The 12,974-nt window shown below is 72.6% G+C and carries 15 protein-coding genes and 1 tRNA gene; 3 read left to right on the plus strand and 13 right to left on the minus strand.

The window, feature by feature from the left end; all coding sequences use genetic code 11:
• The first annotated feature begins 2 nt into the window (after positions 1–2).
• Complete coding sequence (locus tag ACFYT9_RS05020) at positions 3–950, plus strand: oxidoreductase (protein ID WP_389161000.1); 948 nt, start codon at positions 3–5, stop codon at positions 948–950.
• Here the strand turns inward: ACFYT9_RS05020 and ACFYT9_RS05025 are convergent.
• The 9 genes from ACFYT9_RS05025 to ACFYT9_RS05065 form a co-directional block, all read right to left on the minus strand.
• Positions 937–1,830, minus strand: coding sequence for a hypothetical protein (locus ACFYT9_RS05025; protein ID WP_389161002.1), 894 nt, complete (start codon positions 1,828–1,830; stop codon positions 937–939). The two genes, ACFYT9_RS05020 and ACFYT9_RS05025, sit on opposite strands and share 14 nt — an antisense overlap.
• 50 nt (positions 1,831–1,880) lie before the next feature.
• Complete coding sequence (locus ACFYT9_RS05030) at positions 1,881–2,804, minus strand: RNA polymerase sigma factor SigF (RefSeq protein WP_376597914.1); 924 nt, start codon at positions 2,802–2,804, stop codon at positions 1,881–1,883.
• A 236-nt stretch (positions 2,805–3,040) separates the two neighbouring features.
• Positions 3,041–3,889, minus strand: a complete 849-nt coding sequence (locus ACFYT9_RS05035; protein WP_389161004.1) for an RNA polymerase sigma factor SigF — start codon at positions 3,887–3,889, stop codon at positions 3,041–3,043.
• 246 nt (positions 3,890–4,135) lie between these two features.
• Positions 4,136–4,429, minus strand: coding sequence for a Dabb family protein (locus tag ACFYT9_RS05040; RefSeq protein WP_389161005.1), 294 nt, complete (start codon positions 4,427–4,429; stop codon positions 4,136–4,138).
• Between the two features lie 9 nt (positions 4,430–4,438).
• On the minus strand, positions 4,439–4,603 hold the full coding sequence (locus ACFYT9_RS05045; RefSeq protein ID WP_199806607.1) for a hypothetical protein: 165 nt from the start codon (positions 4,601–4,603) through the stop codon (positions 4,439–4,441).
• Between the two features lie 522 nt (positions 4,604–5,125).
• Positions 5,126–5,213: transfer RNA gene (locus ACFYT9_RS05050), tRNA-Ser, on the minus strand.
• Positions 5,214–5,279: 66 nt separating this feature from the next.
• Complete coding sequence (gene tadA / locus ACFYT9_RS05055) at positions 5,280–5,708, minus strand: tRNA adenosine(34) deaminase TadA (protein ID WP_376597782.1); 429 nt, start codon at positions 5,706–5,708, stop codon at positions 5,280–5,282.
• Positions 5,709–5,755: 47 nt separating this feature from the next.
• Positions 5,756–6,295 (minus strand): hypothetical protein, encoded by a 540-nt coding sequence (locus tag ACFYT9_RS05060; protein ID WP_387277454.1) that lies wholly within the window; start codon positions 6,293–6,295, stop codon positions 5,756–5,758.
• 325 nt (positions 6,296–6,620) lie between these two features.
• Positions 6,621–6,839, minus strand: a complete 219-nt coding sequence (locus tag ACFYT9_RS05065) for a hypothetical protein (protein WP_376597779.1) — start codon at positions 6,837–6,839, stop codon at positions 6,621–6,623.
• A 110-nt stretch (positions 6,840–6,949) separates the two neighbouring features.
• Between ACFYT9_RS05065 and upp the strand changes: the two genes are divergently transcribed.
• Complete coding sequence (gene upp / locus ACFYT9_RS05070; protein WP_389161008.1) at positions 6,950–7,585, plus strand: uracil phosphoribosyltransferase; 636 nt, start codon at positions 6,950–6,952, stop codon at positions 7,583–7,585.
• Between the two features lie 46 nt (positions 7,586–7,631).
• Here upp and ACFYT9_RS05075 read toward each other — a convergent pair whose 3' ends face one another.
• Together ACFYT9_RS05075 and ACFYT9_RS05080 are read right to left on the minus strand one after the other, a co-directional pair.
• A complete protein-coding gene (locus tag ACFYT9_RS05075; protein WP_387277457.1) occupies positions 7,632–8,258 on the minus strand; it encodes a LytR C-terminal domain-containing protein in 627 nt (208 codons plus the stop codon).
• Positions 8,259–8,375: 117 nt separating this feature from the next.
• A complete protein-coding gene (locus ACFYT9_RS05080; RefSeq protein ID WP_003999914.1) occupies positions 8,376–8,672 on the minus strand; it encodes a type II toxin-antitoxin system VapB family antitoxin in 297 nt (98 codons plus the stop codon).
• A 97-nt stretch (positions 8,673–8,769) separates the two neighbouring features.
• Between ACFYT9_RS05080 and ACFYT9_RS05085 the strand changes: the two genes are divergently transcribed.
• On the plus strand, positions 8,770–10,569 hold the full coding sequence (locus tag ACFYT9_RS05085) for a helicase HerA-like domain-containing protein (RefSeq protein WP_389161009.1): 1,800 nt from the start codon (positions 8,770–8,772) through the stop codon (positions 10,567–10,569).
• A 39-nt stretch (positions 10,570–10,608) separates the two neighbouring features.
• Here the strand turns inward: ACFYT9_RS05085 and ACFYT9_RS05090 are convergent, their stop codons facing one another.
• A complete protein-coding gene (locus ACFYT9_RS05090) occupies positions 10,609–12,162 on the minus strand; it encodes a M28 family metallopeptidase (protein WP_376597772.1) in 1,554 nt (517 codons plus the stop codon).
• A gap of 115 nt (positions 12,163–12,277) precedes the next feature.
• Positions 12,278–12,916, minus strand: a complete 639-nt coding sequence (locus ACFYT9_RS05095) for an HhH-GPD-type base excision DNA repair protein (RefSeq protein ID WP_389161010.1) — start codon at positions 12,914–12,916, stop codon at positions 12,278–12,280.
• Positions 12,917–12,974 lie beyond the last annotated feature (58 nt).

Consider the following 12,974-nt stretch of genomic DNA (forward strand, 5'->3'; position numbering starts at 1 on the left):
GCATGACTGGTACGCGTACGCAGCACTGGACCGCCGACGCCATCCCCGACCTCGCCGGCCGGGTCCACGTCGTCACCGGGGCCACCGGCGGCCTCGGCCTCGCGACCACCCGCGCCCTCGCCCTGCGGGGCGGCCGGGTGGTCCTCGCCGTACGGGACGAGGAGAAGGGTCTCCGGGCCGCCGCGGCCCTCGCCGCCGACGGGATCGCCCCCGGCCTCCTGACCGTCCGCCGGGTCGACCTCGCCGACCTGGACTCGGTGCGCGCCTTCGCCGGGGCCCTGCGCGCCGAGCACCCGCGCCTGGACGTCCTCGTCAACAACGCGGGCGTGATGGGCCCGCCCCGGACGCTCAGCGCCCAGGGCCACGAGCTCCAGTTCGCCGCCAACCACCTCGGCCACTTCGCCCTCACCGGTCTGCTCCTCGACCTCCTGCCGGAGGACGGCCGGGTGGTCACGGTCAGCTCGCTGGTGCACCGGCAGGGCCACCTGCGCCTCGACGACCCCGCCGCCCTCGCCGCCGAGCGCGGCTACGCCCCGATGGCCTTCTACAAGCGCTCGAAGCTCGCCAACGCGGTCTTCGGCCTGGAGCTGCACCGCCGCCTCGCCGCCGCTGGGCGTCCGGTCCGCAGCGTCCTCGCCCACCCCGGCTACACCGCGACCGGCCTCCAGACCAGGGACGTCACCGGCTTCGCCCGCTTCTTCTACGGCCGGATCGGCAACCCGCTCCTCGCGCAGCGCCCCGAGCGCGGCGCCCTGCCCCAGCTCTACGCGGCGACCGCGCCGGACGCGGCGGGCGGCGACTTCATCGGCCCGGACGGCGCCGGCGAACTCCGCGGCCTCCCGACCCGGGTGAAGCCCTCGGCCGCGGCGGCCGACCCGGAGGCCGGCCGCCGCCTCTGGGACCTCTCCGAGGAGCTGACCGGGGTCCGCTACGGACTCACCGCCAGGTAGCGGTCACCTCGCGGGTGTCGATCCGCATCCCGAGCGGCACCCGCCAGGGCTCCACGCAGACCGTGTAGGTCTCCGTCCGCGCCGCTCCGGCGGCGATCGGGGCGGGCAGCGGCTGGGAGGTGCTGACCGTGCCCCAGTCGACGCCGAGCGCGCCGATGATGTGGGTGGCGAAGGTGGCGGTGCCGGCGGCGGCGGGGGAGCCGCCGGTGTTCCGGAAGGTCACCGTGACCCGCTCGCACCAGCGCTTCTCGCCGTCGGCGGTGACCGGCGCGGAGACGGTGAGCGCGGCGGGGCCGGGCGGCGGCGGGGTGGTGGCCGGCGGCCGGGGCGCGGGAGTGGTGGGCGCGGGGGCCGGCCCGGGGGTACGGGTCGGGGTCGTGGACGGTCGCGGCGAGGACCCGCCGCCGGGCGACGCGCCGCCGCCGGAGGAGCCGCCGGGCGCCGCCGCGGACTCCGTACGCCCTCCGGAACCGCCGGCCTGCCCCGTACCGGAGCCCGACCCGGAGCCCGACCCCGAGCCCGTACCGGAGCCCGGTCCCGACCCGGATGCCGCACCCGACTCCGGGCCCGCAGCAGAGTCCGAGCCCGAGGCCGTACCGGAGCCCGTGGTCCTGCCGGGGCCGGGGGACGGTGAGGCGCCCGGCGGCGATTGCGGGGCCGGGGGAGGGGAGGAGGTGCTGGAGGTGGTGCCGCTCGCCGTGGGGCTGTCCAGCGGGACCAGTGTGACCGCGCCGGAGGGGGCGACCGCGCCGCCGGGCGAGGGACCGGCGCCGACCGCCGCGAACCCCTCGCCGTCCCCTCCGCCTCCGCACGCGGTGAGCGCTCCGCCGAGGCAGAGCGCCACCGCCACGAGTACGGGCTGCTGCTTCCTGCGCCTCATGCGCCCCAGTGTGGCTGACGGAGCGTCAAGAAGAGGCGGCCTTCGGGAAGTCAGTCGGAGATCAGGCCCTCGCGGAGCTGTGCGAGCGTGCGGGTGAGCAGCCGCGAGACGTGCATCTGCGAGATGCCGACCTCCTCGCCGATCTGCGACTGGGTCATGTTCGCGAAGAAGCGGAGCATGATGATCTGCCGCTCCCGGGGCGGGAGTTTGGCGAGCAGCGGCTTCAGCGACTCGCGGTACTCGACGCCCTCCAGGGCCGCGTCCTCGTAGCCGAGGCGGTCCGCGAGGGAGCCCTCGCCGCCGTCGTCCTCCGGGGAGGGCGAGTCGAGGGAGGAGGCCGTGTACGCGTTGCCCACCGCGAGGCCGTCGACGACGTCCTCCTCCGACACCCCGAGCACGGCGGCGAGTTCGGGCACGGTCGGCGAGCGGTCGAGCTTCTGCGCGAGCTCGTCGCTCGCCTTGGTGAGGGCGAGCCGCAGTTCCTGGAGCCGGCGCGGCACCCGCACCGACCACGAGGTGTCGCGGAAGAAGCGCTTGATCTCGCCGACGACCGTCGGCATCGCGAACGTCGGGAACTCCACGCCCCGCTCGCAGTCGAAGCGGTCGATCGCCTTGATCAGGCCGATGGTGCCGACCTGGACGATGTCCTCCATCGGCTCGTTGCGCGAGCGGAAGCGGGCCGCCGCGTACCGCACGAGCGGGAGGTTCAGCTCGATGAGGGTGTCGCGGACGTAGGTCCGCTCCGGGCTGTCCGAGGCCGCGCCCACCTCGTCCAGGGCGCGCAGCCGCAGGAACAGGGAGCGGGAGAGGGTGCGGGTGTCGAGGGCTTCCGGGGCGACGGCCGGGGCCGGGGACGGCAGTGCGCCGCTCTCGGCCGCGGTCGGAGCCGTCGTCTGCGTGGGTACGGGCTCAGGCACGAGGACCGGAACGGGCGTGAGCGTGAGCACCTTCGAGCTGCCCTGATCTGCGGACATGCCACCCCCTAGAGGTCGCGGACGGTCGCGGTGGGCCGCGACCATCGGAGGAACGCAGCTTCCACCTGAATACCGGCCGTGGGGCTGCGGCAAACGCGTCCCCAGCAGAATGTCACATGTCGGCAACACGCTGTAGTGACTTGTCGACAAGGAGAGGGCGCATATCCGCAGGAAACAAGGGGTGTACGGCAATTGGGGCGCCGGCGAACTGCTCCGAACCGGTCTACCCGTTCCGGTTACGCCTCGATCTTGTTTGCGGATCTCAGCCGGGCGAAACTGCGGGCGAGGAGCCTTGACACGTGCATCTGCGAAACCCCGAGCTCCTGGCTGATCTGAGACTGCGTCAAATTGCTGTAGTAACGCAGCATCAGGATCCGCTGCTCCCGCTCGGGCAGCTGGACGAGGAGGTGCCGGACCAGATCGCGGTGCTCGACGCCCGCGAGCGCCGGGTCCTCGTAGCCGAGCCGGTCGAGCAGTCCGGGCAGCCCGTCGCCCTCCTGGGCCGCCTCCAGGGAGGTGGCGTGGTACGACCGTCCGGCCTCGATGCAGGCGAGCACCTCGTCCTCACCGATCCGCAGCCGCTCGGCGATCTCGGCGGTGGTGGGGGAGCGCCCGTGAGCGGTCGTCAGGTCCTCGGTGGCGCCGTTCACCTGCACCCACAGCTCGTGCAGCCGGCGCGGCACGTGCACGGTGCGGACGTTGTCGCGGAAGTACCGCTTGATCTCGCCGACCACGGTGGGCATGGCGAAGGTGGGGAACTGCACGCCCCGGTCGGGGTCGAAGCGGTCGATCGCGTTGATCAGGCCGATGGTGCCGACCTGGACGACGTCCTCCATCGGCTCGTTGCGCGAGCGGAAGCGGGCCGCCGCGTACCGCACCAGCGGCAGGTTGGCCTCGATGAGCGCCCCGCGCACCCGGTCGTGCTCGGGGGTGCCGGGCTCCATGTTCTTGAGCTGCCCGAAGAGCACCTGGGTGAGCGCCCGGGTGTCGGCGCCCCGGCTGCTCCGTTCCCGGGGGCGCGGGGTGTCCGGGGCCCCGCCCGCCTCGTGCTGGGGCGGGACCTGAGGCGCTGTACTGGCCGGCACGTTCACGCCACCCCTTTGGCTGGTGTAGCTGGTCGACTGGGACAACTACGGTCAAATGTCCAACTCATCCGTCAAAAGCGGTCATAGCATCACAAGACATGTCCACTGTGTGCAAGCACCGCATCACCACGTGTTGAAGGCATGGTGGACGAAGAACCGGAGGCCAGGCGCGCGCGAGGCGGCAACGCGCGAGACCCCCCGCCCGGACGGCGGGGGGTCTCGGAGACGTACGGGGCCGAATGGCCTCTAGAAGGGGTAGTCCGCGATCACCCAGGTGGAGAACTCGCGCCAGAGCGCGACGCCGGCCTGGTGGGCCGGGTGGTCCAGGTAGCGCTGGAGCGCCTCCGCGTCCTCGACCGCCGAGTTGATGGCGAAGTCGTAGGCGATCGGGCGGTCCGACACGTTCCAGTCGCACTCCCAGAACCGCAGCTCGGGCACCTGGCCGCCGAGCGCGCGGAACGCCTCGACGCCGGCGACGACCCGCGGGTCGTCACGCGTGACGCCCTCGTCGAGCTTGAAGAGGACCAGATGGCGGATCACGGAGGGCTCCTAGTTGATGAGTTCGGTCATGAACTCTCCGACACCCTTGGCGGCGCTGGAAAGGCCCTCGAAGCCTATCTGGACCAGATCGGCGGACCGGTCCGGGGACGTGATGATCGCGTACAGCACGAAGACCCCGAACGCGTAGACCGCGACTTTCCTCGCCTGGGACATCCGTCCTCCCCCTCCGCTGCCGGGACCCCGTCTCGGCGGTGGCCCACTCTAACCGAGCCTTTATGGACCAAGGGCCCGGGCTTCTGGGTCTTTCGCCGTCCCCCGAACGGGTGCGGGGGGAGCAGGATGGATGTCGAGCCCGGCGGATCTGGCAGGAATCCGCGGGGCACATGGAACCGGACCGCACTGCGGGGTCCGCGCCGCGAGCTTCCCCCCTGACTGCGGCGCAGGACTTGTCGGCCCGGTTCTCATCGGGGGGAGCGGCTTGTCCCCCCGATGCCGCTCCCCCCGTCCCTCACTCAGGGCGGACGCGGGCAGGACGCGTGAAGGGCCCCGGCGACGCCGCCGGGGCCCTTCGTCGTTCCCAGGGCCGTGCGCGGGGCCGCCCGGGGCCTCGCGGGCCCTCGCGGGCCAACTCCCCGGTCCTGACGGGGAAAGCCGAAGGGCGCGCGGGGAACCGCAGAAGGGTGCGGCGCGGGGAACGCCGAAGGGCCCGGCGCTTTCGCGTCGGGCCCTTCGTAGTGGCGGTAGCGGAGGGATTTGAACCCTCGGTGAGTTTCCCCACACTCGCTTTCGAGGCGAGCTCCTTCGGCCGCTCGGACACGCTACCGAGAGAGAGCTTAGCCCAAAGTCGCCCAGCCATGAAATCCGTATCCATCCATGGCTGCTCCGCAGGTCAGCGGTCGCGGAAGAAGGCGGTGAGCTGCTCGGCGCACTCCTCGCCCAGGACGCCCCGGACGACCTCGGGGCGGTGGTTGAGGCGGCGGTCGCGGACCAGGTCCCAGAGGGAGCCGGCGGCGCCCGCCTTCTCGTCGTCGGCGCCGTAGACGACCCGTTCGACCCGGGACTGGACCAGCGCGCCCGCGCACATCACGCAGGGCTCCAGGGTCACGACGAGGGTGCAGCCGGTCAGCCGCCACTCGCCGGTGGCGGCGGCGGCCCGGCGCAGCGCCAGGACCTCCGCGTGGGCGGTCGGGTCGCCGGTGGCCTCCCGCTCGTTGCGGCCGCGGGAGAGGAGTTCGCCGGAGGGGGAGAGCACGACCGCGCCGACCGGTACGTCACCGGCCGGCACGGCCGCGGCCGCCTCGGCGAGGGCGAGACGCATGGCGTCCCGCCAGAGGTCCGGCACGGGGCCGGGCACTGCGGGCGGCACTAGCGGACGGCCTCCAGGATGTCGGAGGCGCCGATGGCGTCGGCGATCTCCCCGAGGGCGTCCTCGGTCACGGCGAGCAGCCCCCGCTCGGACAGGCCGAGGTCGGCGAGGATCCGGCCCTCGCCGAGCGGACCGGCCGGAGCGATGCCGGCGCTGCCCGCGGACGCGTCGTCATCGTCCTCGCCGGGCGCGGGCTCCGGCTCGCCGTCCTCGGTGCCGTCCAGGGCGGTGAGCCTGTCGAGCTCGCTGTCCGGGTCGTCGTCACCGAGCAGTTCCGAGGTGAGGATCTCCCCGTACGAGGAGCGGGCCGCGGCCGCCGCGTTGGAGACGTAGACCCGGGGGTCGTCCTCCCCGTCGACGCGGACGATGCCGAACCACGCGTCCTCCTGCTCGATGAAGACGAGGACGGTCTCACCCTCGTCGGCCGCCGCCTCACGGGCCAGATCGGCCAGGTCCGCCAGCGTCTCCACGTCGTCGAGCTCCGTATCGCTCGCTTCCCACCCGTCTTCGGTGCGCGCGAGCAGTGCGGCGAAGTACACCTGACTCTCCCACTGATCAGAGGTGTGATGATCCGGCGGCGCGCTCCTGAGCCCCGCCCAATCGGCATCGTGACAGAAACGACGGCTTCAGGAGAGGTCTTCGGCTCTTGCGTCGTGCATCAGTCTGAACCACACCGCGTTCGGGTGGGCGTGCGACCCCGGCGCGCGGAGGGGGCGCGCTCCCCGGGGCCGCCGGAGCCGTGACCGGGGTGTCACCGCGCCGCCGCCCGGCCTCCACCGTGCCGCCGCCCGGCCGCCGCCGGGGCATCGCCGTGATGCCACCGTGTCGTCGCCGTGTCGTGGCCGGGGGGCGCCTGCCGGGCCGTCACCACCGGAAGGTGCGCATGCGCATGGCCTGTCTCATCCGGGCGGCCCGGGCGCGCCGCGGCTGCACGCGGTCGCGCAGCGCCTTGGCCTCGCCGAGCTCACGGAGGAACTGGGCGCGGCGCCTGCGGCGCTCCGCGTCGGTCTCCGGCTGTGTCTCCGGCTCCCGGGGCTCCGTGCCGCCCCGGACCTGGCCGGATGTGTTCTTCGGGTCGGGCATCGGCCACACCACCCCATCACTGGGTCCCTGTGCCCCCACCTTGCCGCAGGGGCGCGGTTCGGTGCCAGTGGTGGGCGGGTGCCAGTGGTGCGGCGGGCTACTGTGGGGTCATGCGTCTCCACGTCGTCGATCACCCGCTGGTCGCCCACAAGCTCACCACCCTGCGCGACAAGCGCACGGACTCCCCGACCTTCCGCCGGCTCGCCGACGAGCTGGTCACCCTGCTCGCCTACGAGGCGACCAGGGACGTGCGGACCGAGCAGGTCGACGTCGAGACCCCCGTCACCCGGACGACCGGGGTGAAGCTGTCGTACCCGCGTCCGCTGGTCGTCCCGATCCTGCGCGCCGGGCTCGGCATGCTGGACGGCATGGTCCGGCTGCTCCCGACGGCCGAGGTCGGCTTCCTGGGCATGATCCGCAACGAGGAGACGCTGGAGGCGTCGACCTACGCCACCCGGATGCCGGAGGACCTCTCGGGCCGCCAGGTGTACGTTCTCGACCCGATGCTGGCGACCGGCGGCACGCTGGTCGCGGCGATCCAGGAGCTGATCCGGCGCGGCGCGGACGACGTGACGGCCGTGGTGCTGCTGGCCGCCCCGGAGGGCGTCGAGGTCATGGAGCGTGAGCTCGCGGGCACGCCGGTGACGGTCGTGACGGCCTCGGTGGACGAGCGGCTCAACGAGGCCGGCTACATCGTCCCGGGCCTGGGCGACGCCGGCGACAGGATGTACGGCGCCGCGGAGTAGCGGCACCGGATGCCCGGGGTGCGGTGCCGCCGGAGGGCGGCTCCGCTCAGCAGCGGGCCGGCGCGGGCTTGGGCTTGTTCAGGGCCACCAGGGCCGCGTCCGCCGTCGCCTTGGGCGACAGGGCCTTGAACGCCGTACCGATGATCAGGTCGACGTCCGCCGTGCCGCGGGCGTCGACCTTCGTCGTGGTGCCCGCGAGCTGGGTGCCGAGGACGGCGAAGGCGCCCTTGCTCGCGGTGGGGGCGCCGAGCAGCAGTCCGGCGCCCTTGACCTTCTTGTCGTAGGCCGCGGGCGCGTTCCCGATCTTGCCGATGGCGAAGCCGCGCTTCTTCAGCTCGTCGGCGGTCGCCTTGGCGAGTCCGCTGCGCGCGGTCGCGTTGTAGACGTTCACCGTGACCTGGGCGGGCTTGGGCAGCGTGGCGGCGGCCGCGGTGCTCGGGGTGGGAGCGGGCTTGCAGTCCGCCTGCTTCCCGGCGACGGTCTTCACGCCGTCGTCGCCGGAGAAGACGTCGACGAGCTGGAGCGTGCCCCAGCCGGCCGCGCCGAGCACGACCACGGCGGCGGCGGAGGCCAGGACGATCCTGCGCCGGCGGTGGGGGCGACGCATGCGCGGGTAGACATCCCCCGTGATGCGGTACTTTCCGCCCATGCCGGGGGGAGTGAGCATGCTCATGGGCGCAGCGTAATGCCGCCCGTGCGCGATGCCTACTTGATGATCATGTGATCGCGGCCGGATGGGCGTGAACTGCGCCCGAAAGGATCAGTGCGGGGCGCCGTCCGGTGGGCCGGGTCAGTCCAGTTCCAGCACGCGGGCGTGGAGCACCTGCCGCTGCTGGAGTGCCGCGCGGACGGCGCGGTGGAGTCCGTCCTCGAGGTAGAGGTCGCCCTGCCACTTCACGACGTGCGCGAAGAGGTCGCCGTAGAAGGTGGAGTCCTCGGCGAGCAGGGTCTCCAGGTCCAGCTGTCCCTTGGTGGTGACGAGCTGGTCGAGGCGGACCGGGCGCGGGGCGACGTCCGCCCACTGCCGGGTGCTTTCCCGGCCGTGGTCGGGATACGGCCTGCCGTTTCCGATGCGCTTGAAGATCACACGGAAAGCCTACCGGGCGAGCGGCTCCCGGCGCAGCCACGCGGAACCGGTGGGATGCTGGTGCAGACCATGACATAGCAGACATTGGGGTGCCGCCATGAGCGAGACGGAGCAGCCGCCGCCGGCCTCGGAGCCGCCGCCGACGACCCCGGAGCCGCCCGGCACCACCGACGCGGCGCCCGCTCCGACGCCCCCGGCACCCCCGGCGCCCCCGTCCCCCGCTGAGGCACCCGCCACCGAAGCGTCCCCCGCCGAAGCGCCCGCCACCGAAGCTGAGGCGCCCGCCACCGAAGCGCCCGCCGGCGCGCCCCCGTCCGCCGGGCTCCCCGCCCCCGTCGCGGAGATCGCCGCCGGGTACGCCTTCGAGGGGCCCGCGCTCGATCTGGGTGCCGTGCTGTGGGACGGCGCGTGTCACCCGGACGCGCCGGTACGCATCCCGCTCCCGGTCCTCAACCGGCACGGTCTCGTCGCCGGGGCCACCGGCACCGGCAAGACCAAGACCCTCCAGCTGATCGCCGAACAGCTCTCCGCCCAGGGAGTCCCGGTCTTCCTCGCCGACATCAAGGGGGACGTCTCCGGCGTCTGCGCCCCCGGCGAGGACGGCGAGAAGGTCCGGGAGCGGGCGGCGCAGGTCGGCCAGGAGTGGACCCCCACCGGCTTCCCCTGCGAGTTCTACGGCCTCGGCGGCACCGGCCCCGGCATCCCCGTCCGCGCGACGGTCACCAGCTTCGGCCCCGTGCTGCTCTCCAAGGTCCTCCAGCTGAACCGGACCCAGGAGCAGTCGCTCGGCCTGATCTTCCACTACGCCGACTCCAAGGGCCTGGAGCTGGTGGACCTGAAGGACCTGCGGGCGGTGGTCGCCTTCCTCGTGTCGGACGTCGGCAAGCCCGAGCTGAAGGGGATCGGCGGTCTGTCGACGGTGACCGCGGGGGTGATCCTGCGCGCCCTGACCGCCTTCGAACAGCAGGGCGCGGGCGGCTTCTTCGGGGAGCCGGAGTTCGACACCTCGGACTTCCTGCGGACGGCCCGGGACGGGCGGGGGACCGTCTCGGTCCTGGAGCTGCCGTCGGTGCGGGAGCGGCCGCAGCTCTTCTCGACCTTCCTGATGTGGATGCTCGCGGACCTCTTCAACGACCTGCCGGAGGTCGGCGACCTGGAGAAGCCGAAGCTGGTCTTCTTCTTCGACGAGGCCCACCTCCTCTTCAAGGACGCGTCGAAGGCGTTCCTGGAGTCGATCACGCAGACGGTCCGGCTGATCCGCTCCAAGGGCGTCGGCGTCTTCTTCGTGACCCAGACCCCGAAGGACGTGCCGGCGGACGTCCTCGCCCAGCTCGGCAACCGGGTGCAGCACGCGCTGCGCGCCTTCACCCCGGACGACGCCAAGGCCCTGAAGGCGACGGTGCGCACCTTCCCGGAGTCGGCGTACGACCTGGAGGAGGTGCTGACCTCGCTCGGTACGGGCGAGGCGGTGGTCACCGTACTGAGCGAGCGGGGCGCGCCGACCCCGGTGGCGGCGACGCGGCTGCGGGCGCCCGAGTCGCTGATGGGGCCTGTCGACGCGGCCGTGCTGGAGGCGGCGGTGCAGGGCTCGCCGCTCCACGGGCGGTACGCGCGGGCGGTGGACCGGGAGTCGGCGTACGAGCGCCTGACCGCGGACGAGGAGGCGCGCACGGCGGAGGAGGAGGCGCGTACGGCGGAGGAGGCGCGGGTCCGGGAGGAGAAGGCCGCGGCGAAGGCCGCCGGAACGACGCGGGCGAGGGCCCCTCAGGAGGAGCCCTCGCTCGTCGAACAGGTCGTGGGCAGCGGGATGTTCAAGTCCCTCGCCCGGTCGATCGGCACCCAGCTGGGCCGGGAGATCAGCCGCTCGATCTTCGGGACGGCCCGCCGCCGGCGGTGACCACCGGATCCGGTGACGGAACCGGTGGTCCTGCCGTGGCTACTCGGTGACCTCGTGGTGGTCGTCGTGCAGGCCGCCGCCGCTGCCCGCGTCGCCCTCGGTCGGGACGGTGACGACCGGCTTGCGCAGCGAGGAGATGTCGTGGGCGTAGGTGCCCACGGCGTTGGCGATGACGTCGATGTTGATGTCGAACGCCTTGCGGTTGACGTTCTTGATGTCGTCGCCCTTTGCGTGGTAGTTCACGTCGTAGGCGACACCGGCCTCACCGCCGAACTTGGCGACCTGCTCAGGGGTCTTGATGCCCTCGGCGCCGGTGAAGGTGCCGCCGGAGGGGATGCCGACCTCGATGAACGGGCCGTAGTCGGAGCGGCCGGTGAAGTCGGTGCCCTCGTGCGGCTGCCCGTTCTTGTCGAGGAACTCGTTGATGTCGCGCTCCAGCTGAGCGGAGCCCTCCGGCCCCGCGCCCGCGCCGACGTTGTCCGAGTTGTCGCCGTCGTACACGAACTGGCCGTAGTTCGGCGAGGCGATCATGTCGAAGTTGAGGTAGAGCTTGATCTCCTTCTTGTCGAGCTCCGTCAGGTTGGCGACGTAGTGCTCGGAGCCGAGGAGGCCGTTCTCCTCCGCGGACCACCAGGCGAAGCGGACCTTGTTGCGGACCTTCTCCTTCGACTCGGCGAGCTCCAGGGCGGCCTGGAGGAGACCGGCGGAGCCGGAGCCGTTGTCGTTGATGCCGGGGCCCGCGGTGACGGAGTCCAGGTGCGAGCCGAGCATCACGGTGTTGGCGGCGTTGCCGCCCTTCGTCTCCGCGATGACGTTGTTGGTGGAGCGGTTCTGGTTGAGCTGGCGGACCTCGAAGGAGAGGTTCACCGCGCCCTTGGCGAGGTCGGCGGCGAGCTGCTCGCCCTCGGCCTGGGAGAGGCCGGCCGTCGGGACCTTGCCGGCGTCGGCGGCACCGAGGGTGCCGGAGAGCACGCCCGCGGTGTTGTTGTAGATGATCGCGCCGACGGCACCGGCCGCGGCGGCGTTCTCCTGCTTGATGGCGAAGGCGCAGCCGCCGCGCTTGATCAGCGCGATCTTCCCGGTGAAGGTGCCGGAGGCGAAGTCCGCCGGCTCGCAGCCGCTGGTGCCGTCGGCGTCGACCGGGGCGGCCGCCAGACCGGCGGTGATGCCGCCGACCGGGGTGGACTTGGTGTAGGTCATCGCGCGGATGTCGAGCGCGCGGGGGGAGGCGCCGACGACGGACGCCTTCTCGGCGAGGGTCTCCGTGTAGACGAAGTCGAACCGCTCGTACGAGACGTTGTAGCCGGCCTTCTTGAGCTGCGTGTACACGTAGGCGGCCGAGGCGTCGTGGCCGAGCGAGCCGGCCGCGCGGTGACCGCCGGCCGAGTCGGCTATCGCCTGGAACTTCTGCAGGTGCTTGAAGGCGTCCTGGCCGGTGGTCTCCCGGACCAGCTTCTTCGCCAGCTTCGCGGCGTCCCGGGCGGGCGCGGCGGCGGGGTCCTTCACGGCGGTGGCCGGGGATGCGAGGACCAGGGGGGTGGCGAGGGCGGCTGCGGCGAGGATGGCCGCGGCGCGACGCTGCGATGCGTTCACAGAAGTCCTTCCCGATGGGGACGAGGTTGAGGGGAAGTTAGCCACCGGGAGGGCTTTCTGTGAACACGTTCGGCGCAATTCATGTCACCTTGAACAGGATTGACATCTGGAATTCTCAGTTCCCGGACGATTGGCCGTCCTTGTTGGTCTTGGTGGCCTTGCTGCCCTTGGTGGCTTTCGCGGCTTTGGCGGCGGCTTTCACCTCCTGCTTGTGGGCGCGGACCAGGGCGAGCGACTCCGGCCCCGTGATGTCGGCGGCCGAGCGGTGGGCGCCCTCCTCGCCGTACGGCCCTGCCGCCTCCCGCCAGCCCTCGGGCCGGACGCCGTACTGCTTGCCGAGCAGGGCCAGGAAGATCTGCGCCTTCTGCTTCCCGAAACCGGGCAGTGCCTGGAGCCGGGCGAGCAGCTCCCCGCCGGTGGCGGCGGTCCGCCAGACGGCCTCGGCGTCCCCGTCGTACTCCTCCACCAGGTACCGGCACAGCTGCTGGATCCGCTGGGCCATCGACCCCGGGTAGCGGTGCACGGCCGGCTTCTCCGAGAGGAGCGCGGCGAAGGAGTCGGGGTCCGCCGCGGCGATCTCGTGCGCGTCGAGGTCGTCCCCGCCCAGACGGGTCGCGACGGTGTACGGGCCGGAGAAGGCCCACTCCATCGGAACCTGCTGGTCGAGCAGCATGCCGACGAGCGCGGCGAGCGGGGAGCGGCCGAGGAGCGCGTCGGCCTCGGGCTGCTGGGCGAGGTGGATCTCGGGGCTCATGTTCCGATGATCCCGCCGGGCGGGCGGCGGCGCCCGGTGGAAGGTCCGTTCCGGGGCG

This window comes from Streptomyces sp. NPDC004435, from assembly GCF_042873895.1.
In the GTDB taxonomy this organism is placed as follows: Bacteria; Actinomycetota; Actinomycetes; order Streptomycetales; family Streptomycetaceae; genus Streptomyces.